Origin of the sequence: Actinomadura citrea (genome assembly GCF_013409045.1) — a bacterium.
Taxonomy (GTDB): domain Bacteria; phylum Actinomycetota; class Actinomycetes; order Streptosporangiales; family Streptosporangiaceae; genus Spirillospora; species Spirillospora citrea.
The window spans coordinates 5,478,317-5,497,331 of the sequence record NZ_JACCBT010000001.1 but is presented as its reverse complement, the minus strand read 5'-3'; the positions used below and the strand labels follow the sequence as shown (position 1 = coordinate 5,497,331).

The 19,015-nt window shown below is 69.5% G+C and carries 17 protein-coding genes; 5 read left to right on the top strand and 12 right to left on the bottom strand.

Features of this window, described 5'->3' with window-relative positions; all coding sequences use genetic code 11:
• Nucleotides 1-79 precede the first annotated feature (79 nt).
• The 6 genes from BJ999_RS25540 to BJ999_RS25515 are packed head-to-tail and all read right to left on the bottom strand — an operon-like array spanning nucleotide 80 to nucleotide 6,065.
• Nucleotides 80-1,018 carry a fumarylacetoacetate hydrolase family protein gene (locus tag BJ999_RS25540; protein WP_179835640.1) on the bottom strand — a complete coding sequence of 313 codons (939 nt, stop codon included), beginning with the start codon at nucleotides 1,016-1,018 and terminating at the stop codon, nucleotides 80-82.
• Nucleotides 1,019-1,033: 15 nt separating this feature from the next.
• Nucleotides 1,034-1,972 carry a VOC family protein gene (locus tag BJ999_RS25535; RefSeq protein WP_179835639.1) on the bottom strand — a complete coding sequence of 313 codons (939 nt, stop codon included), beginning with the start codon at nucleotides 1,970-1,972 and terminating at the stop codon, nucleotides 1,034-1,036.
• Nucleotides 1,972-2,973, bottom strand: a complete 1,002-nt coding sequence (locus BJ999_RS25530) for an amidohydrolase family protein (protein ID WP_229810358.1) — start codon at nucleotides 2,971-2,973, stop codon at nucleotides 1,972-1,974. Before BJ999_RS25530 ends, BJ999_RS25535 begins: the two co-directional genes overlap by 1 nt.
• Entirely contained in the window at nucleotides 2,970-4,097 is a 1,128-nt protein-coding gene (locus BJ999_RS25525; RefSeq protein WP_179835637.1) for an FAD-dependent oxidoreductase, read from the bottom strand. Before BJ999_RS25525 ends, BJ999_RS25530 begins: the two co-directional genes overlap by 4 nt.
• 7 nt (nucleotides 4,098-4,104) lie before the next feature.
• Nucleotides 4,105-5,067, bottom strand: a complete 963-nt coding sequence (locus BJ999_RS25520) for a cyclase family protein (protein WP_179835636.1) — start codon at nucleotides 5,065-5,067, stop codon at nucleotides 4,105-4,107.
• Nucleotides 5,064-6,065, bottom strand: a complete 1,002-nt coding sequence (locus BJ999_RS25515) for a fumarylacetoacetate hydrolase family protein (RefSeq protein WP_229810359.1) — start codon at nucleotides 6,063-6,065, stop codon at nucleotides 5,064-5,066. The genes BJ999_RS25520 and BJ999_RS25515 overlap by 4 nt, the downstream gene beginning before the upstream one ends.
• A gap of 100 nt (nucleotides 6,066-6,165) precedes the next feature.
• Between BJ999_RS25515 and BJ999_RS25510 the strand changes: the two genes are divergently transcribed.
• Nucleotides 6,166-7,125: a LysR family transcriptional regulator gene (locus tag BJ999_RS25510; RefSeq protein WP_179835635.1), complete on the top strand. Its 960-nt coding sequence runs from the start codon at nucleotides 6,166-6,168 to the stop codon at nucleotides 7,123-7,125.
• Nucleotides 7,126-7,487: 362 nt separating this feature from the next.
• Entirely contained in the window at nucleotides 7,488-8,135 is a 648-nt protein-coding gene (locus BJ999_RS25505) for a TetR/AcrR family transcriptional regulator (RefSeq protein ID WP_179835634.1), read from the top strand.
• A 324-nt stretch (nucleotides 8,136-8,459) separates the two neighbouring features.
• Here the strand turns inward: BJ999_RS25505 and BJ999_RS25500 are convergent, their stop codons facing one another.
• On the bottom strand, nucleotides 8,460-8,753 hold the full coding sequence (locus BJ999_RS25500; protein ID WP_179835633.1) for a transposase: 294 nt from the start codon (nucleotides 8,751-8,753) through the stop codon (nucleotides 8,460-8,462).
• A gap of 214 nt (nucleotides 8,754-8,967) precedes the next feature.
• Here BJ999_RS25500 and BJ999_RS25495 point away from each other — a divergent pair, with 214 nt between their 5' ends.
• Together BJ999_RS25495 and BJ999_RS25490 are read left to right on the top strand one after the other, a co-directional pair.
• Nucleotides 8,968-9,579: a hypothetical protein gene (locus tag BJ999_RS25495; RefSeq protein ID WP_179835632.1), complete on the top strand. Its 612-nt coding sequence runs from the start codon at nucleotides 8,968-8,970 to the stop codon at nucleotides 9,577-9,579.
• A gap of 662 nt (nucleotides 9,580-10,241) precedes the next feature.
• Nucleotides 10,242-10,586 carry a hypothetical protein gene (locus tag BJ999_RS25490; protein ID WP_218935221.1) on the top strand — a complete coding sequence of 115 codons (345 nt, stop codon included), beginning with the start codon at nucleotides 10,242-10,244 and terminating at the stop codon, nucleotides 10,584-10,586.
• A gap of 226 nt (nucleotides 10,587-10,812) precedes the next feature.
• Here BJ999_RS25490 and BJ999_RS25485 read toward each other — a convergent pair whose 3' ends face one another.
• Nucleotides 10,813-11,946 carry a hypothetical protein gene (locus BJ999_RS25485; RefSeq protein ID WP_179835630.1) on the bottom strand — a complete coding sequence of 378 codons (1,134 nt, stop codon included), beginning with the start codon at nucleotides 11,944-11,946 and terminating at the stop codon, nucleotides 10,813-10,815.
• Between the two features lie 986 nt (nucleotides 11,947-12,932).
• On the opposite strand from BJ999_RS25485, the gene BJ999_RS25480 reads away from it, so the two are divergent.
• Entirely contained in the window at nucleotides 12,933-13,901 is a 969-nt protein-coding gene (locus BJ999_RS25480) for an RNA-binding protein (RefSeq protein ID WP_179835629.1), read from the top strand.
• A gap of 314 nt (nucleotides 13,902-14,215) precedes the next feature.
• Here the strand turns inward: BJ999_RS25480 and BJ999_RS25475 are convergent, their stop codons facing one another.
• The 4 genes from BJ999_RS25475 to BJ999_RS25460 all read right to left on the bottom strand — a co-directional run bounded on the left by BJ999_RS25475 (nucleotide 14,216) and on the right by BJ999_RS25460 (nucleotide 18,659).
• Nucleotides 14,216-14,764 carry an HNH endonuclease gene (locus BJ999_RS25475; protein ID WP_179835628.1) on the bottom strand — a complete coding sequence of 183 codons (549 nt, stop codon included), beginning with the start codon at nucleotides 14,762-14,764 and terminating at the stop codon, nucleotides 14,216-14,218.
• Between the two features lie 593 nt (nucleotides 14,765-15,357).
• The gene (gene trpA, locus BJ999_RS25470; RefSeq protein WP_179835627.1) at nucleotides 15,358-16,290 is read right to left on the bottom strand and encodes a tryptophan synthase subunit alpha; all 933 of its coding nucleotides are present in this window, start codon (nucleotides 16,288-16,290) and stop codon (nucleotides 15,358-15,360) included.
• Nucleotides 16,291-16,899: 609 nt separating this feature from the next.
• Nucleotides 16,900-18,297 (bottom strand): tetratricopeptide repeat protein, encoded by a 1,398-nt coding sequence (locus tag BJ999_RS25465; RefSeq protein ID WP_179835626.1) that lies wholly within the window; start codon nucleotides 18,295-18,297, stop codon nucleotides 16,900-16,902.
• 5 nt (nucleotides 18,298-18,302) lie between these two features.
• Complete coding sequence (locus BJ999_RS25460) at nucleotides 18,303-18,659, bottom strand: cupin domain-containing protein (protein ID WP_229810360.1); 357 nt, start codon at nucleotides 18,657-18,659, stop codon at nucleotides 18,303-18,305.
• Nucleotides 18,660-19,015: the final 356 nt, after the last annotated feature.

Here is a 19,015-nt window from a genome sequence, read left to right as displayed (position 1 = left end):
CGTTCTCGGACTTGCCGACGATCATCGCCTTGGCCCCGTGCGGCGCCGGTGACCAGGACGATCTTGCCGGCGACCCGCTTCACGGACGTTCCCGCGTGCGTTTGCGGGCGCGCGGGATCGGCACCGGAGCGACTCCCGGGACGATCGTGTTGGAGACGGTGCCGATCCCCTCGACGGTCAGCGTGACGGTGTCGCCGGGTGTGAGCGGCGGCGGGGTCTGCTCAGCCGCAAGGCCCCATAGTTCGGCGAGGCAGCCGCCGTTGCCGCAGGTCCCCGAGCCGAGGACGTCGCCGGGCCGCAGCCGGGCGCCGCGTGAGGCGTAGGCGACGAGGTCCTCGAACGGCCAGCCCATGTTCGACAGCAGGTCCCGCCCGACGACCTTGCCGTTGACCTCGGCGGTCAGCACGAGCCGCAGGAAACCGTCCGCGTCGCGGTAGGGCTCCAACTCGTCGGCGGTGACGAGCCAGGGCCCGAGCGTTGTGGCGAAGTCCTTGCCCTTGCACGGGCCGAGGCCGACCCGCATCTCCCGTGACTGCAGGTCGCGCGCCGACCAGTCGTTGAAGATCGTGTAGCCGAAGATGTGGGCGCGGGCCTGCCCGGGGGACAGGTCGGCGCCCGCGCGCCCGATGACCGCGGCGACCTCCAGCTCGAAGTCGAGGTCGTGGCACCCGGGCGGCAGCGGCACGTCGTCGTGCGCGCCGACCATGGCATGCGGGTTGGAGAAGTAGAAGGTCGGCGCGTCGTACCAGGCGTCCGGGACGCCGGACAGACCGTCCACGGCCTTCCGGACGCCTTCGACGTGCTCCTCGAACGCGACGAAGTCCCGCACGGACGGCGGTTCGAGCGGCGGCAGGAGCCGCACGTCCGCGAGCGGGATCGCCGGGCCGGTCTCCGGCACTGAACCGGAGGCGACGACGTCGAGAAGGGCGGTACCGTCCGGGAACGGCAGGATCCGGTCGTCGCCCTCGACGGCGCCGCAGCGGCGGGCGCCCTGGTGCAGGTACGTGGCGAGACGCATGGGGCTCCTTGCGGCTCAGACGGGCGGGGCGACGAAGACGCCGCGGTCGGGGTCGTTGAACGACTCCTTGGCGACGAGCTCGTTCATCGGGTTCGCGGTGCCCCACTGATCGGTGACGTCGGGGTCGGAGAAGTCGTACAGGTGCGGATGCCAGGCGTCCTCGTCCAGGCTCTCCAGCTCGGTGGTGTACTCGACGGTGTTGCCGTGCGGGTCCAGGAAGTAGGAGAACGTGTTGTCGCCGGCCTTGTGACGTCCCGGTCCCCAGATCATGCGGACACCCGCGCGCAGCAGCCGGCCGGTGCCGAACATGTACTCGTCCAGACCCCGCATCTCGAACGACACGTGGTGCAGCGACGTGTGCGGTCCTTTCGCGATCGCCATGCTGTGGTGCTGCGGGTTGCAGCGCATGAAGTGCATCACCTTGCCCATGTGCGGGGAGGTCAGGGTGTCGCTGAGCGCGAAGTCCAGGTGCGTCTCGTACCAGGCGCGGGTGGCGTCCAGGTCGGGGGCGTTGAGCACGACGTGCGACAGCCGGACGGGGACCGCCTCCCGCTCCTCCAGCCTGCGGTGCTCGCGGACGGCGACGGCCGCCGACACCTCGACGGTCCGGCCGTCGAGGTCGAAGAACCGGATCCCGTAGCCGCCGCCGGGCGTGGCCAGCCTGCCGGGCTCCGCGACGATCGTGACGCCGGCCGTGCCGAGCCGTTCGGCGAGCGCGTCGACGTCGGCTGGGGACGCGGCGCCGAACGACACCAGGTCGAGACGCTTCTCGTCCGCCCTGCGCAGCCGGACGACGTACTGCTCGGGCGAACCCTCCGCCGCAAGGAAGGAGATGCCGGTGTCGCCGGCGACCTCGGTGAGGCCCCAGACACCGGCGTAGAACTCGCGCTGCCGGTCGTAGTCGGGGACGGCGAGGTCCACATGGCGCAGATGGGTGATGAGACGGTCGGGCATCACTGCTCCTTGAGGCCGAAGAGGGTAGCGGCGTTGCCGCCGCGCACGGCGTCCAGTTCGTCGCCGGGCGGCAGGGCGGCGCGCAGCCGGTCGAGCGGGTCGTCCACGCCCATGTCGAAGGGGTGGTCCGAGCCCAGGACGATCTGGGACGCGCCCGCCGCGCTGATCAGCGCGCGTAGCGCGCCCGGGTCGTAGACGAGGGAGTCGAACCAGATCCGCCGCATGTAGCGGCTCGGCGGTTCTGCACAGGTGCGGGACTCGGAGCGCACCTGCCAGCCGTGGTCGGCGCGGCCGAGGCAGGTCGGCAGGTAGCCGCCGCCGTGCGCCGCGACGATCTTCAGGCCGGGGTGCCGGTCCAGGACGCCGGAGAAGATCAGGTGGGAGAGCGCGACGGCGTTCTCGGCCGGCTGCCCGACGATGTTGGACAGGTAGTACCGGTCGAGCCGCTCGTCCAGCGTGCAGCCGAACGGGTGCAGGAACACCACCGCGCCGGACGCGGCGGCCCGCGCCCACAGCGGCTCCAGTTCCGGGTCCGAGAGCTCGCGGCCGGGTGCGTGGGAGGAGATTTCGACGCCCTTCAGCCCGAGCGACAGCGCGTGGTCGAGAGCCTCGACGGCGAGGTCCGGATGCTGGAGTGGGACGAGCCCGAGCCCGTGCAGCCGGCCCGGGGCCTTGGCGCAGTGCTCGGCGGTGGCCTCGCCGGCCATCCGGTAGACGGTCCGTGCCAGGTCGGGTGCAGCCCAGTAGTGGTAGTGCGAGGGCGACGGGCTGACGATCTGTACGTCCACCCCGGCGGCGTCCATGTCCGCAAGGCGTGCCTCGGCCCGCGTCAGCCGCTCGATCCGCTCACCGATCATCTTGCCGCTGGCCTGCACCGACGCCGGGCCGTTGCGGCGGGCGTCCAGCTCTCGGTGCTCGGCGTGGCCGGGTGCGCCGGCGACGGTCTCCTCGATCTGTGGCAGCAGCACGTGCGCGTGCACGTCGACGGTGGGGATGCTCACGGCCGCTCCGTCACGATCGCGCTGATACGGCCCATCAGGCCGCGGACATCGGCGTCGGGGGACGGGTTCAGCTGCCATTCGCCGAGCTGCACCGACGCCTCGACGACCGCCTTCGCGCGCTCGTACCGCCGGTCCATGAACGCGTCGAACAGCGATTGGTCCAGCCGGTCGGCGCCCAGGAGCAGTTCGGCGAGGACGGCGGCGTCCTCAAGGCACTGCGCCGCGCCTTGCGCGAGCGTCGGCGGGCATGCGTGCGCGGCGTCCCCTATCAGGACGGTCCGGCCTCGGTTCCACGGACGGTCGACCAGCAGCGACTCGAACCAGGTGTAGTTGATCCGGTCCGGGTCGGTGATGTCGGCGCGCACCTCGTCCCAGGCGCCGCCGTACCCCTCGGCGAGCGCGCGCATGTGCGACGGCTTGTCGGCGTCCGTGACCGACTCGCGGGGCCGCGCCTTCTCCACCAGGTAGGCGTACATCGTGTCGGGGCCGGTCGGGCAGTACCCGGCGATGAAGCACGGCCCACCGTAGATCAGGTCGGTGCGCTCGACGTCCCTGGGACGGCGCGTATGGATCCGCCAGATGCCCATCCCCGTCGGCACCGGCGACGCGTCGATCCCGATCAGCCTCCGCACCGCGGATCGGATGCCGTCCGCGCCCACGACCAGGTCGTACGTGCTGGTCGATCCGTCGGACAGGTGCGCGGTGACCCGGTCGCCGGAGTCGTCGAGCTCGGTGACGGTCAGGCCGAACCGAGCGGTCGCGCCCGCGTCCCGCACCGCCTCCGCGAGCACCGCGGCCAGCTCGGGCCGGTTCATGCCGAGTGTCGCCGGCAGGTCCGGGCCACCGGTTCGCGTGTCGGGGATCTCCGCGATCAGCGTCCCGTCTGACGCTCGCAGCCCCAGCACGTCGAATGCGTACCCGGACGCGCTGACCCGCTCCCACACGCCGAGGTCGCGCAGGACCCGCAGCGCGTTGCCCTGCAGCGTGATCCCCGAGCCGAGCGCGGTGGCGTCCGGCATGATCTCCGCGATGTCCACCGCGACGCCGCCCCGCGCCAGGAGGATCGCCAACGCCGACCCGGCTGTGCCGCCCCCGACGATCAGGACGTTGCCTACAGCTGCCATGCCGACCTCACTTCACCGCGATGGGATTGACGGGGGCGCCGACCGCGCCGGTGACCGGGATCGGCCCGGCCGTCAGCCAGAACTCATGAACGCCGTCGGCCTCGCAATGAACGGCGAGGGCGTCCAGGTCCCACAGCTCGCCGATGAGCAGGCCCATGTTGGGGATCGCGACCTGGTGCAGCGGCTGGAACGCGTCGTCGAACTCGTTCGGCCGCACCTCGAACCCCCACGTGTCGGTGGCGACGGCGGCGATCTCGGTGCGGTGCAGCCAGCCGGCCGTGGTGAATGACAGGCCCGGCGCGGGACCGCCCGCGTAGTCTCCCCACCCGTTCCGGCGAGCCCGTGTCAGATGCCCGGTGCGGACGCACACGATGTCGCCGCGTCCGACCGTCACGCCGTGCGCGTCGATGGCCGCTTGGAGATGTTCCTCGGTGATGGCGAAGCCATCGCGCAGCTCGCCGTCCTCACCCGCGACGCGCCCCACATCCAGAAGGACGCCACGCCCGGCGACCGGCGCCGCCATGTGCTCGATTCCGGTGACCAGGTCGCCCTCGGACGTGACGACCTTCTCCGCCGAACGCCCGTTCCACGCCATACCGTGGTCGAAGATGTGGCCGAGGCCGTCCCACTGCGTGGAGCACTGCAGGGGCATCGCGACGACGTCGTCCGCGCCGCCGATGCCATGCGGGAAGCCCTGGTTGCCGAGCGCCGCGTCCACCCCGGTGTCGAGCATGGTGTGCACCGGGTTGGTACGGCGGCGCCAGCCCTTCTGCGGGCCGTCCATGTCGAACCGCTGCGATAGCGAGAACGACACGCCGCGCCGAACGAGCGCAGCGCCTTCGCGCCGCTTCGCCTCGTCGATGAAGTTCACCGTGCCAAGGACGTCGTCCTCGCCCCAGCGCCCCCAGTTGGAGTACTTGGCTGCGGCCTCGGCGATGGCACCCTCGGGGTCCGTGCGATCGAGCATCATGCGCCCTCCGCCACGCACTGGTTGCGCTGGACGCCCAGACCCGTGATCGCGCCCTCCATGACGTCGCCGGGCCGCAGCAGCCGCCCCCAGTGCATGCCGTTGCCGGCCGGGCTGCCGGTCAGTACCAGGTCGCCGGGCAGCAACCGCACGGTCTGCGACGCGTACGCCACCAGCCGCGCCACATCGAAGATCATGTCCTTGGTGGACTCGTCCTGCATGACCTCGCCGTTGAGCTGCAGCGTGATCCGCAGGTCGCCGGGGTCACCCACGAACGCCGAGGGAACGAGGTATGGGCCGAGCGGGGTGAACGTCGGCGGGTTCTTCGCGCGCAGCCAGTCGGTGCCGATCTCCGGCATGTCCCGGCGGAACACCGCTTCGCGAGCCGTCAGATCGTTGGCGATCGTGTAGGCCGCCACGTGCTCCAGCGCCCGGTCCGCAGGCACCCTGTGGGCGGGGCGGCCGATCACCGCGGCCAGCTCCAGCTCCCAGTCCGGCTTGGCGCACCAGTCGGGGATCACCACATCGTCATGGGGACCGGTGATCGAGGACGGCAGGCCGATGAACATGTACGGCAGATCCTCGGCGGCGCGGCGGTCCATCATCGCGGCCGTCTCCGCCCGTACCCGCTCGGCGGGCCGTCCATCCGCCGGCTCGTGCGCCAGCGCCAAGTCGATGACGTGGGTGCGGTAGTTGGCGCCGGACTGGAGGATCTGCCGAGGTTCGACGGGAGCGTGCACGCGTAGCGCGGGCAGGGAGTGCCGCTCGCCGTGTTCATCGTTCAGGGAGTCGGCGGCAGCGTGGAGCAGCGGCAGCGCGGTGTCCCAGCGCCCCAGCAGCGCACGGGTCGTCGGCTCCTCGCCCGGCCCGGCCCACAGCTTTGGGACGGTGCGCAGATCCAGGACCCGATCGTCCCTGACGAGACCGGGGAACGCCGGACCGTCTCCGGCGGAGAACATGCCGACCGCGAACGGCCCGGCATGGGGCGGTTGTGTTTCCACGGGGTTTCCTCTCGGAGTCTGCCCTAACCTTGTGGCAGAGCGCCGAATTTGGGAAATAGATTCGTTAGATGGTTACCATCGATGCAGTGGATGGGGAGTCATGGATCTCGCCAGCCTCGACCTGAATCTCTTGGTCGCGCTGCGGGCGCTGCTGGAGGAACGCAACGTCACACGGGCCGGGCAGCGGATCGGCCTCAGCCAGCCGGCCGCCAGCGCCGCGCTCGCCAGGCTGCGTCGGCACTTCGGCGACGACCTGCTCGTCAGGACGGGAAACGCCTACGACCTGACCCCCCTCGGGACCGCGCTGGTAGTGCCCTGTACGACCGCGTGCGCCCTGCTGGAGCGGCTGTTCACCAGCCGCGCGGAGTTCGACCCCCGCACCGAACGGCGTGAGTTCCGGATCATCGCCTCGGACTACGCGATCGCGGTGTTCGGCGCCGAGCTCGCTCGCGTGCTGCACGCCGAGGCGCCCGCGTCCCGGTTGGTGTTCGAGCAGGTCGGGCAAGAGATCACCGGGGCGACCGACGCCGTACTCAGTGGCGTGGACGGGCTGCTCATGCCGCACGGCATCGTCAGCGGCTTCCCCACCGTCGAGCTGTACCGGGACGAATGGGTCTGCCTGGTCGCCGCCGACCATCCGGACATCGGCGACGCTCTCACCATGGACGACCTGGCTCGACAGCCCTGGGTCGTTTACCAGCGCCCCTACGACGCGCCCGCCGCCCGTCAGCTCAGCATGCTGGGCCTGGAACCCCGCATGGAGGTGTCGGTCCAGAACTTCCAACTCCTGCCGAGCCTCGTCGCAGGAACCCGACGGGTCGCGCTGATTCAGCGTCGCCTGGCCCGGCTGATGAGCCCGGTCGCACAGGTGCGGACTCTGCCGTGCCCGTTCGAGGCCGTGCCCGTCAAGGAGGCGCTGTGGTGGCATCCCGTCCACACCCAGGATGCGGCGCACATCTGGCTTCGTGAGACCGCCGCTCGTGTGGCAGCGGCCCTGCCTCCCATCGATCTTCTGGACGACCGTTCTCCGGAAGACACCGATGCGGCCCACCTGACATAGGGGCGTGTTGATCGCTGGATCGCAGTCCGCTCCGAGGCGCAACCTTCGGGCACTGATCGCGGGCACGCTTCGGGGGCGCCGTACGGTTGCTTCTGGACCTGGTGCCTGACCCGCCGAGGGCCCCTCACTTCCCTAACTCTTCGCAGCTCAGCCCGTCGATTAGGTCGCGGCGGGGATGCGACAACGCCGAGCTGGTTTCCCGCCGCACCTACCGGGCCCGTCTGGCGCAACCCTGGCCATGCGATGGCCAACGTCCTCACACGTTTGCGTTACGGAAGCCTCAACGTCGACTTTGCCCTCTCGTGCCGGGCTCTTGCCCTGGCGCAGGCTCTGCCTCACCGAGCAATGCGTAGCGTGAAACTGTGTCGGATGAGATCGCGCGCTCACACGTCCTTGAGGTCGCCACCCGCCTGTTCGGGCAACTCGGCTATGACGGGACCTCATTGCAGCTGATCAGTGACGCCCTCGGCGTCGGTTCCGCAGTTGTCGCCGAGGTGGCCGGAGACAAGCGTGCTCTCTACCAGGAGGTCATGCGGCAGGCATTCGAAGCGGAACGGGAAATGCTGGAAGCGGCCGCGTCCCGGTCGGATTCCGCGCGGTCAGCGGTGCACGAGATTGTCGACGCCTATCTCGATTTCCACGTGGCGAACCCGCAGAACCGCGCACTGTGGGCACACCGTTGGGTGGCCGACGCCGCCGACTTCTCCACCATGGAGGATCAGTACGCCCGGCCGCTGATCCAACTCGCCGCCCGCAGGATAAGGGACGCGGTCCCGCCGGACGTCAACACCTACTACCTCCTCGGCACCATGGTCTGGTGCGTGCACGGCTTCCTGGGCTCGGGAATTCTCAACCACTATCAGGGGATGAAGGACGCGGCTCAGCCGGAGGTCGTCGAGTCATTCCGCGCGCACCTTCACGTCCTTATGGACCGGCTGCTCGCCCCGTGGTACCCGGCCCCCGACGACACGGGTCCACCGACCAGGCTGTCCGCCCCTCTTTCGGAGTAGCCGACCGGGTTGGCGCACTCACCGGCTCACCGGGCCGGCGCGGTCGCAGCGCATCCCTGACTATGGGGCATAGCCATGGACGGCGCACAGGCCGATCAGGTCTGATTCAAGCGCGCCAAGCAGGGAGAGGACGACCCGCGACACTGGCGGGCTATGTGGGTGATCGTGACCCGAACGTCGCCGCTGCTACGTCCAACCGTCCGACCGCCCCGGGAAGGCCCGCTGGTACGGCGCAGCTGCTCTGAACCGCGCCGCGAAGATCTGGCTCTGAACAACCTCGGCAGCGCCCTCAACAGGACCGGCCGGCTGGACGAATCCGGTCGTTCACGAGGGCGCCGGGGCGCGATCGGTGATCAGCACCGCGTCCGGGGCACCCGGCTCGTCGACCACATAGCCGCGCAGGTCATCACGCACCGCATCGGCGTCCCAGCGCGCCTCGCCCAGCAGCCGCTGCATCCGGTGCGGGCTGCGGTCTCCGGCCTGCTTTGCCGGCTGCCAGCACGAACGCGACTCCACATCCGACAGCAGACCGAGCAGGAACGCCCGCGCCTGCTTCCGCGGTCCCACCCGGGCGAACCGTCCCGCGATCAGCGCGAACGCCGCGTTGAACTCCTCCACCCAGCCCCCGGCATCTACGCTGAGGCCAGCGGCTGCCGCATGGTTTCCGCTTGTCCTCACGAACAGTGCATGATCACGCGGCGGCCGTCCTGGCACCTGCAGGCACGCCGACCAGCCCCTCGTCCCGCGGTCACCACGGATCAACCGACATAGTGATCCCAATCTGCCGGAATAGCGTGATCATCGTGAACCTCACGTTCTCACAGGAGGATCGATGAGTCTGAAGGCGATCGCGGCGGACGTAGCGTTGATCCAGGGTCTGCTCGACCTCGGCGCGGCGCTTCCCTACGCCGATGAACTGGAGGAGGCGCTGCGCAACCTGGGCTGGCCCGGTTGGCGCGACCACGAGAATTGTTGGCCGCACGGTGACCACAAGAGATCCCACAGGGTTCTCCTCGATCTGGGCGGCGGTCGCATTCTGCATACGAGCATCCAGGACGACCAGGTCACTGACCTCTGCCTGATATTCGCGGTGTTCTGGCCACCGTTCGGCCGAGAACACCACGAACCCGCCCCGGCCGATGGGACCGCAGACCCCCACGACGACTACTTTGGCCCCGCCTTTGTGCGCCATCCTCGGGCCCGGCGGGCAGCGTTCAACATGACCTTCGAGCGATTCTCACAGCTGATCGGCATGGAGATCGGCACACCCCTGGCCGAGAGGCCCTCGCTCTACGACTGGCGGAGGCTGGCATGGACGCACCACTCCTGCCTCATCAGCCTGATCCAGTGTGACGACAACCTGACCCTGGGCGAATACGACAGCGCCCAGATATCCTTCGTCCCCTGGGCACCCGGAGATCCGATCGAACCAATCGAACCGTGATCACCCACGGGGACGCCGGCCCGCGCCCGACAGAGCCACTACCAGCGACGAGGCCACACCGGCCATCAACTGGCGTCTGCATAACGATCCCGGGCTGCCGTACTAGACCCGTGGGCAAGCCAGGAGTGTTAATCGTGGGAGATCGCAACAGACTCGATCTTCCTTCAAGTGCATTGTGCTGGCCACTGGGATTGGGCTTGACCTGCGGCGGTACCAGAAAACCGCATTTCTTTGGCGTGCTCGATCGTGTTCCTCAGGTAGGCGTTCACCAGGTCCGCGACAGGTTCGCATCCGCCATATCCATGTGGCTGAGATCTAGGGCGGCTAGGCGGGCGTGGCGGAGATAGAGGCCGCTGACGTCCACTTGGCGGCGTTTGGGCGGTGGGGTCGGCGGCCCAGGGCGGTGAGGGCGGCTTGGACGTCGGAGCCGGGCGCGTAGGGGAGCGGGGCGCCGGCTCAGGGGCGGCTCACTGACCAGCCGAAATCCGCTGGCGCCAGGTAACTCCCTCCTGGAAGATCAACTCATGGAAGCAGTTGTTCAATGGGTCCGGACCTCGTGGACAAAGCAGTCTCGCGGCGAGCCCCGCGCCACAAGCCGAAACGCCGCACCGACCGCGTTTGCGCTACCGCCCATGCGACCGCCATTCGTCCACCAGGTCCTCATGAACGAACACGATGACTTCCAGCCTCACGCCTCGGCCCACAAAGGCCTGCCCGACACCAGTTCAGACTCCGGCGTGCTCCTTCGCGAGGACAACGGCCTGCTCCGCGTCCAACTCACCGTGACGCCCTTTGGCATGCCGCGCAGGTGGCGTCGGCCTCCGGCAGTGCGCCTTACACCTGGAGACTGGCTCCGCTGGCAGATCAACTACCGGTTCGCCGGAACACACGGCGGCGAGTGGACCTACCGGCTCGACACCCTGAACATCGCGAATGGCCAAGGACCCACCAACCTCTTCCTGGGCGCCCCCGACCACTGGGTCACCGAACTCGCCGCGCTGCGCTGACCCCGAGGACCACTACAGCACGATGCAGCGATCTCATGCACGATCTGACCTGCATGAACTCAGACATCACCAGGTCAAACCGTGGATAACGTACGGCGGCCGCCACCTCCGCCACGCCGCGCCCGAGGACGCGGTGATCGGGTCGACGTCCGGTGGCAGGACCGCCGTCGGCGAGGGCGTTCACACCCGCGGGCCCGGCGCCGGCGGCAGCCTCGGCTGCGCGGCGTCACTGCGGGACAGCGCCGTTGACCTCGACCAGTGGTGGTGCGACGAAGCAGATGCAGGGCGAGGTCGTCCCGACGGCCCAGATCGAGGTGCCCACGCGGGTGAGTCCCTCGACGGTCCCCTCGGTCTCCTCGCTGGTCCCGGTGGTCCAGGCGGTGCCGTTCCAGTGCAGGAACAGCGGTCTGCTCGTCACCCCGCCGTCCGTCATGCGGTAACCGCCGACCCAGACCCCGCCTCTGCCGTCCGGAGCAGCGGCGCTCAGCCACGACTCGGTCAGCGCGGGCTCCGGGAGGACGCGCCAGCGAGTGCCGTTCCAGTGCATCACCAGCGGCCTGCCCTCATGGCTGCCGACCGCCCACACATTCTTGGCGGACACGGCGGTGACGCTCTGCAGTTCAGTGTTGCCCGACGGGAGGGTCACCGGGCTCCTGGTCCAGGCGCGGCCGTCCCAGTGCAGGACGAGCGCGACATTGTTGCCCGCGTCGCTGAGGTACCACCCGACCGCCCACGCGTTCGTCGCCGAGAGGGAGGCGACGCCTTGAAGGGTGTTGCTGAGACGACCCGGGCTCGGGGAGGTCACCCGCGACCACTTCGTCCCGTCCCAGCGTTCGACCAGGGTGACCGGGCCGGGGGTGCTCCGGTCGGAGAAGGATCCGACCGCCCATGCCAGCGTCTTGGAGACCGCCGCTATGTCGTTGAGCCGGTCGGCCCCGACATGCGCGCCGTCGGGCGGCGCAGCGGGCTGGACCGCCGTCCACACGGCACCGTCCCAGTGCCGGATCACCGGTCCGAGACCGGTGCTGTCGCCGACGGCCCAGACGTCGTTGGACGCCACGGCGCTGACACCGTCGAGGCTGCCCGCGCCCGTCGGCGTGTCGGGAACCGGCACCTCCTTCCAGGACGTGCCGTCCCAGTGCTCGGCGACCGTATCGGCGGACTCGTACGGCGGATGCTTCTCCCCGACCGCCCACGCGTCGCTTCCGCCGAGCACGGCGACGTCCTTGAGGGTGCCCTCCGCGCTGGAGTGCGGCACCTTCCGCCAGTCCGCCTCCGCTCCTAGGACGGGCGGTGCTCCGGCGAGCACCACCCCTGCCACCGCCGCCATGGGAATCGCGAAACGCCTCACGAACCGCACATGAACTCCTCCCCCGTTTCCGGCTTTGCAGTGAGGACGCCCCGGCGATCACCTCGGTTGCCGTGATCGACCAACCATCCCGACCGGAACCGGCCTCCGCACCGCGCATGCCGTTTGGCGCCCCGGGAGGGCGAAACGGGAGAGAGAAGGACGCGGGCTCGGTTGGGGTCAAGAGAGGGTGGGGGTGGAGGGTCCAGCATCCTCCGACCGGAAGCGGTGAGCTATAGCGGGTGCACGGCCACTGTCCAGCCCAGCGCGCGCGGCGGGCCCCTGCGCGCCAGGATCCCTCCTCGAACCAGGTCAGTCCGACCCGACCCCCTCAGCGGCCCCACCTCTCGCGTGAGGCGCCGGGCGCGTCGCATCGCCTGCGCGATCAGTGGCCGGGCGTCTTGAATGGCGGGAGCGGCAAGACCACGACGACGGCGGGCCTGACTCCGGCGGTGGTCGGCGACCACGCGGCTCAGACGTCGATTCCAACATCCACTCGGGCTGGTAACCAAGCACGGAAGACTTCCTGCGGTTGGTGACCGACCTACCGGGGCCTGCCAGGCGCTGTCGGAAGGAGAACTGGAGCGGCTCGGCCTGAGACGGCTTCTTGACGAGGTCCCGGGCTCGCAGCGGCTGCCGGCGCGCTCGCCACGGTCATGCGGGTGCACATCGACTTCGACCTCCTGCACACCGCCGTGCGCGCCGGCTTCCGCCGCGAGGCTGAACTCGCCGCTGACCAGTGACGGCCGCGGTGGCCTGCCGGGCCCGGCGAACCATCAGTCAACACGTAGCCGACCGGGTTGTTCGGAGCCTACGGATTCTCCAGTATCGTCCGCATGCGCAGAAGAGCAACGTGGTCACCGTCCCCGAGAGCTCGCTACTCGGTGCCTACATGATCCGTCGAGCGAGCAAGTCACAGGGTTGGTTGGTGACCATGCGAACAGCTGAGCTCACCGTCCTGTCGCTGTCCTTTCGTCCCGCGATGGGGTGGTGGTGAGGTGCTGCCGCATGTCTACCGGGTTACGAAGTACGACCCTGCCGACCGCGATGAGCGTGGTCACTATGTCGGCGGCGAGGACTCGATGAGCGATCATGGGCCGGTCGAGGCCGCCTATCTGGCGGCCGTGGCCGCCTTCGCGCACGACGCCGGAGTCGAGCGTCTTGACATCCGCGAACCGGAGGTGGCTGGCCTGGCGAATTTTGGGCTTGAGGCTCCGGTCGACGGATACGGATTGGCTGGGCTGTTCCCGCCCGACCTATCGGGATATCACGACGGCGCGCAGGTGCCGGTGACCGTCGGGCTGGAACTGGTCCGGGCCATGCTGCGCGACAACGGCGCCTGGTGTCGGCTGGAGGTCGAAGACCGGTTCTTCGTCCACGTCGGGTACGACCAGTATGTGTATGTGGGGAGTGTCGTGCCGTGTGAACGGGCGCAGGCTCTCGCCCGCGAACTGGGACTGTTCCCTGAACGAATCGGCGCATCCCCCTACGAACCGGAACCAGAGTCCGGCGAACAGCGCCTCGCTGACGATGACTTCTGGGCCGCCGTGTCTCTGGAGCTCTTACGGGAAGGGGCGCTGCTCCTGCAGGAGTGCTACGTCGGCAACGCCTCCCGGTGGCATCGCCTCACCTGCGCCGACATCGACCAGGTACGTGCCCGGCTTACCCCGCGCGCCCGGCTGACCGTGTGGCCGGACCTGTCCACCGACCTAGAGGCGGTTGTGGCCGCGTTCCCCGAGGACGGTTTGATCGAACTCCTCTGGCAGGACCCCACAGGACACATCACCAGCCGAATCGGTGACGAGGAACAGTTCGCCGAGCTGGTCGCGCTACTGGTCCATGCGCGCGCCGCGGCGGTGATTCCCCTGACCGTGGATGACCGTCACCCGCTGTTTGCCGCGGTGCTGCCCGACACCGACGGGGTACTGCGTGCCCGCTGGCGAACCGAGCCGACATCGAGCGAGTGAGTCGGCAACCCGCAAACCGAGAGCCCCGCTCACGCCCGGTCGGCCGCTGCGCCCCCTTCGAGGTGCTCGGGCCGGGGCCATCGGGCGGTCAGGCCGGCCGATCCAGCGTCTTCGAGGTCGGCCGCACCGTCGGGTTCCCTGACGGGCCTCGTTCTCTAGCGCGCTACGCCTGGTGAGGTAGGTGGCCACCGCCCGGCAGAAAGCGGCCGGATGCCGGGCGGTGGCCACCGGGCGCGGCAGGCGGGAGGCTCGGCATCCCGGTGACCGGGCCCTCGCAGGAGAAGCCTGGGGGAGTCGCCTGCGTTCTGCGGAACTCAGCAGGTGGCGAGCATGTTCTGCAGTGCGGTCCGCTCGGCCTGGTCGACGCTGAGCTGGTACCGGTACTTCACGTCGGTCCAGGAGCGGGCGTAGGTGCAGTGGAAGGAGACCAGCGGCGGCTTCCGCAGGCCGGGGTCCTTGTCGCCCTTGGCCTGGTTGACGTTGTTGGTGCCCGTCCACGGCTGCGGGCTCTCCAGGTCGTTGGCGAACTGGCGGCGGCCGGCGGTGGTCCAGGCGTTGGTACCTGAGCGCCAGGCTTGGGCGAGCGGGACCATGTGGTCGATGTCCAGATCGTCGCGCTGGGTCCAGGTCGCCCCGTCATAGGGACTGGTCCAGGTGCCGGAGACGGCCTGGCACTGGCTGTTGGTCTGGACGCTGTCGCCGTCGCGCTTCTGTACGGTGTCGGGGCCGGGCGGCGGCAGGACGGCGGGAGCCGTCGGCGCGGCCGGTGCCGCCGAGGGGCACGGCGAGGGCGATCGGCGTCGCGGCGGCGACGGCCAGGCCGCGGAAGCGGGGACGACAATGACGGCGGGAGCGGAGCGCATTGGGGCCTCTTCCGGGGGGAGCCAGCGGGGGGCCATCCACACAATGAGGCGGCACCCCCACGGCCCAGGAGAAAAGTGACAGCAGCGCACCGCGGCGGCCACCGCCCTGTGACTCGCGCGGTCTGGGCCCGGCTCAGGCGGCTGCGCGCTGTGCGGCGATCCGGCTCAAGGCACCTGGACGCGTTCGGTCTCAGAACTTCGCCGATCAGTGGTGGGGAAATCTGGACCGGACCCACCACGGGGTAATCGTTGAACCGGGATGATTCGACGTATCCGGCGAGGCTGCCTGCCGCCCCTCCGCGATCTGCCGCCGTCAATCCGAGACAGCGGGGTGATCAACGGTGGCGCCAGAGCCGAACAGGTCAAACGGCCACGGCGCGATCCGGTCCCACCCATCCACCCGCCAGGGCTGCCCTTAGGGTCAGGTCAACAGTGCAAGCCGAGTGATTCAGTTGCCGCCAAGAAGCCGAGTTGATCTCGGTCCCGACTAGGCAAACAGCAGATCATCCGGCAGATGAAGCGACATAAAGCGTTCTGGCGGGATCTCTTCGTGGCACGCCTCAGCTCCGAACCGACGATCATCGTGGGGGACATTAGACACTCCCGGTGAGTCCGCCGGTGCTGGTGATGGTGTCGGGGGCTCCACCGTGGCTGAAGGCGCGGATGCTGCCATCGCGGGCGGCCGGGACGCAGGCGGTGGTCCGAAGGGGGCGGGCCGGGGTGTGGAGGGAGGCGGCGAGGGAGCCGATCAGGGTGGTCAGGCGGGTGAGCCCGGCCTCGAGCGACGGGGCGGCGAGGCACTCGACGAGGGCGGTGCCGACGATGACGCCGTCGGCGGAGGTCGCGATTCCAGCGGCGTGGGTCGGGGTGGAGATGCCGAAGCCTACGCAGACAGCGGTGGTCGTGACCCGGCGCACCCGGTCGACGAGGTCCTTCGCCTGGTCGACGTCCACCTCGCCGGAGCCGGTGAGACCGAGACGGCCCGCCGCGTAGACGAAGCCGGTGCAGGCCGAGGCGATGCGGGAGATCCGCTCGCCGGAAGCGTCCGGGGGGACGACGAGGATCCGGGCGAGCCCGTGCGCGTCGGTGCTCGCCGTCCATTCCGGCGCCTTGCCGCCGGGCAGATCCGGGACGATCACCCCGCAGCCTCCCGCGATGGCGAGGTCGCGCGCGAACCGCTCGGCCCCGTACTGCTCCACGGGGTCCCAGTACGTCATGCAGACCACGGGGACCGCCGCGGAGGCGAGGGCCGTCACGGCGGTGAACAGGTCGGCGATCCGGGTCCCGCCCCGCAGCGCGTTCTCGGTGGCCTGCCTGATCACAGGTCCGTCCATGACCGGATCATGGTGGGGGAGGCCGATCTCGACGATGTCGACACCGGCCTCGACCATGGCGAACATGGCCTCGATCGAGCCCGGCACGCTGGGATGGCCGATCGGCAGATAGCCGATCAACGCCGGCCGGCCCCGCTCCCGCTTGGCGGCGAGAACGTCCTCCAGCCATGCGCGACCGTCCTGCTCGCTCATCCGCTACCCCCTCCGGCGCCCGGCTCACCCGTAGTCGATCTTGGACATACTGTGGGATCCGAACCACTTTCGGGAAGGGGTTTGGCGTTAACAATTGTTGCGTTCGGTGAACCTTCCCCTCCGACTCGTGGTCGCCGGGGTCGGTCCGACGGGTTCCTGGCACTCCAGCCGCATCCAGTGGCCGATGAGGCGTCGTTGTCGTTGGTAGTGGCAGCGGCGGGCTCGGGCTTGGTGTCGTCGTCACCGACGAGCTTTGCCATGATCCCCTGCTCGCTCAGCACCCTTGTGGCCATCTCGCGGTACGCCCGCAACTGCACTGGCCTCCTGTCCACCGTCCTCAGGCTGCCGTGGTGCCGCCGGTGGGCGCCCGACCGCTAGAAGGCGCTGGCCGTGCTGCGAATATTGGGCCTTCGGTACCTGCGGAACGTCCAGGCGGGCTCGGTGCTGCCCGGCAGCCGCCGGATGGTCGAGATAGGGCGGGCCTTGTCGTCGTGCCGGCGGTACTGCTGCTGGCGACGAGCCCGCGTGCGGCCTGGAGGATGGCGGGGTCGCCGACCTTGGCCGCCGTTACCTGGCCACCACGCCAACACATCCACGCTTTTCGGATGCTCAGGGCCGGCGCAGTTTCGCCGCGTGCGATCGGGCGGTGGTCGCGGTGGCCGCGTCGCCGAGGGCTTCGGCCACGTCGGCGTACTTGAGCCAGTTGAACGGGCTGGACGGTCGTACGCTGATCCGCTCGCTGACCAGGACACGGGCCAGATCGAGGCGGCCGGAGCGGAGGGCGGCCTCCAGCAGGGTCTTCTGCATCGCGTCGCGCTGCGCGTGGCTGCCGCCGAATTCGTTGACGTGGTGCCTGATGGGGGCGAGGAGGTCGACGGCGGTGGTGTGGTCGCCGCGGCCGAAGGCCACCAGGGCGCGGCAGATCGGAAGGCCGACGCGTGCGGTCATCGCCTGGTTGGTGACGTCGGGCAGGGGGGCGGCCAGGTAAGCCTCGCGGTCGGCGATCAGCCGGTCGGCGTCGCTGAAGCGGCCGGCGCCCACGAAGGACATCACCGCGTGCATGTCATTGAACGCGTAGAAAGGCTCCCGGGCCTTGGACGCCCAGGCGTCGGCCAAGGCGTTCCACCTCGCGGTCTGGTCATCGCCTTCGAGAAACAGGCGCCAGAGCAGGGCGGCGGCGTCCAGCAGTTCCATCGCGGTGCCAGTCGAGTCCGGGCCTTGGAGTACGGCGTCGTAGATCTCCAGTGCCCGGTCCGCGTCTCCGGCCTCCAGCGCGTAGAGCGCGTAGTGCCACCATGCGTGCACGTTGAAGAACGTGCCGGTCGACCAGTCGGTCACACGTTCGTCCATGTAGGCGATTCCTCGCCGGAATCGGCCTTGCATCTCGTAGGTGTGGACGACCGCGTGGATGGCCCACACGTCCTTGGGGTCGAGCTCGACCGCGCGCAGGCCGACCTCTTCCGATCGGTCGTAGTGCCCCGCCTCCTCCAACCCGAAGGCGTACATGCCGAGCAGGGGACCGAAATGCCGGTCGGTCTCGCTCCATGCCGTCAGTGCACCGCCGACCCGGTCGCGCAACGCGCGGGCGTCCCCGGTGAAGTAGTCGATCTGATGGCCGACGAACAGCGCGAGGACGTCGCGCGGGTACTCTTCGCTGATCTTGCCGAGCAAGCGGCCGCAGCCGGGGAAGTCGCCCTCCAGCAGGCGTTCGAGCGCCGCGACGTGTGCCCGCTCCCGGGGGAGGAGCCCGGAGCCGTCCACGCGCGACCGGAAGCGCCGGAACCGCTCCGCCGCGGCCCGCGCGTTGTCGGGCTCGGTGCTCAGCAGTTCGAGGTACGCCGACAGGACGTTGCCCAGCAGGAAGTCGGGATCTGCTTCGAGTGCCCGCTTCGCTTCGGCGTCGACCTCCGGGCGGAAGTGCAGCAGTTCATGGATGGCGTTGTCGTAGTGTTCAAGTGCGGTGCGGCTGCACGCCCCGATTGCCAGCCCGTGCTCGTCGGTCTTCATGGCTGTCAGGGGTCCGTGGGACGCTCGACGTTCGCCCACAGGCTGGGAAGGTTGACCACGATTCCCTCCTGCGTGCTGCGGGCGATGACCACGACTGCCTCCTCGTCGGGGGAGGGGTTCTCCTCACGGTGCGGGACATAGGGCGGGACGAAGATGTAGTCGCCAGGCTCGGTTTCGACGCGGACCTCCTCGGCGCCTTCGGCGAAGACGAAGACCGGGCGGCCGGAGACGATGTAGATCGCCGTTTCCGCCTCGCCGTGGTGGTGGTCGCCGGAGCTGGTCGCGGGCCCGACGTGGGTACGGCCCATCCAGAGCCGTTCCGAGCCCACGCTCCTGCCCGAGATCGCCTCGTACCTTCGCATTCCCGAGGTCTGTGCGGTGTCGGGATTTAGGCCGGCGCCGCGGACATGCTCGATGCGGCCATGCCAGGCGGCCGTCCCCCGTGCGCGATTAGTCACTTGTGTCCCTTTTGTTGGCCGTTTCGGCAGGGGAGCTCGGCGCGACCCGGTTCCTCGAGCCGTGCTCGTGGTCGTCGCCGTCCAGTCCGAAAGGGCGCGGGGTGGAGGCGGAAGAGATTCTTGTGAGGACGATTCAGCCTTGCATGCGGTACTCCGTCCGGGCAACGGGCCCAGCTGGGTGGCAGGGCATCGTTCTCGTACCGGCGTGCCGCGGCAGCACCGATTCGAGGATGTACATCCGCTGGCATCCGCCCGGCACC

Excerpts from the sequence above, each read along its gene's own strand:
- BJ999_RS25525 (WP_179835637.1), bottom strand. The coding sequence starts at position 4,097 with ATGGCAGCTGTAGGCAACGTCCTGATCGTCGGGGGCGGCACAGCCGGG.
- BJ999_RS25490 (WP_218935221.1), top strand. The coding sequence starts at position 10,242 with ATGAACGAACACGATGACTTCCAGCCTCACGCCTCGGCCCACAAAGGC.
- BJ999_RS25535 (WP_179835639.1), bottom strand. The coding sequence starts at position 1,972 with ATGCCCGACCGTCTCATCACCCATCTGCGCCATGTGGACCTCGCCGTC.
- BJ999_RS25510 (WP_179835635.1), top strand. The coding sequence starts at position 6,166 with ATGGATCTCGCCAGCCTCGACCTGAATCTCTTGGTCGCGCTGCGGGCG.
- trpA (WP_179835627.1), bottom strand. The coding sequence starts at position 16,290 with ATGAGCGAGCAGGACGGTCGCGCATGGCTGGAGGACGTTCTCGCCGCC.
- BJ999_RS25495 (WP_179835632.1), top strand. The coding sequence starts at position 8,968 with ATGAGTCTGAAGGCGATCGCGGCGGACGTAGCGTTGATCCAGGGTCTG.
- BJ999_RS25465 (WP_179835626.1), bottom strand. The coding sequence starts at position 18,297 with ATGAAGACCGACGAGCACGGGCTGGCAATCGGGGCGTGCAGCCGCACC.
- BJ999_RS25520 (WP_179835636.1), bottom strand. The coding sequence starts at position 5,067 with ATGATGCTCGATCGCACGGACCCCGAGGGTGCCATCGCCGAGGCCGCA.
- BJ999_RS25475 (WP_179835628.1), bottom strand. The coding sequence starts at position 14,764 with ATGCGCTCCGCTCCCGCCGTCATTGTCGTCCCCGCTTCCGCGGCCTGG.
- BJ999_RS25540 (WP_179835640.1), bottom strand. The coding sequence starts at position 1,018 with ATGCGTCTCGCCACGTACCTGCACCAGGGCGCCCGCCGCTGCGGCGCC.
- BJ999_RS25460 (WP_229810360.1), bottom strand. The coding sequence starts at position 18,659 with ATGCGAAGGTACGAGGCGATCTCGGGCAGGAGCGTGGGCTCGGAACGG.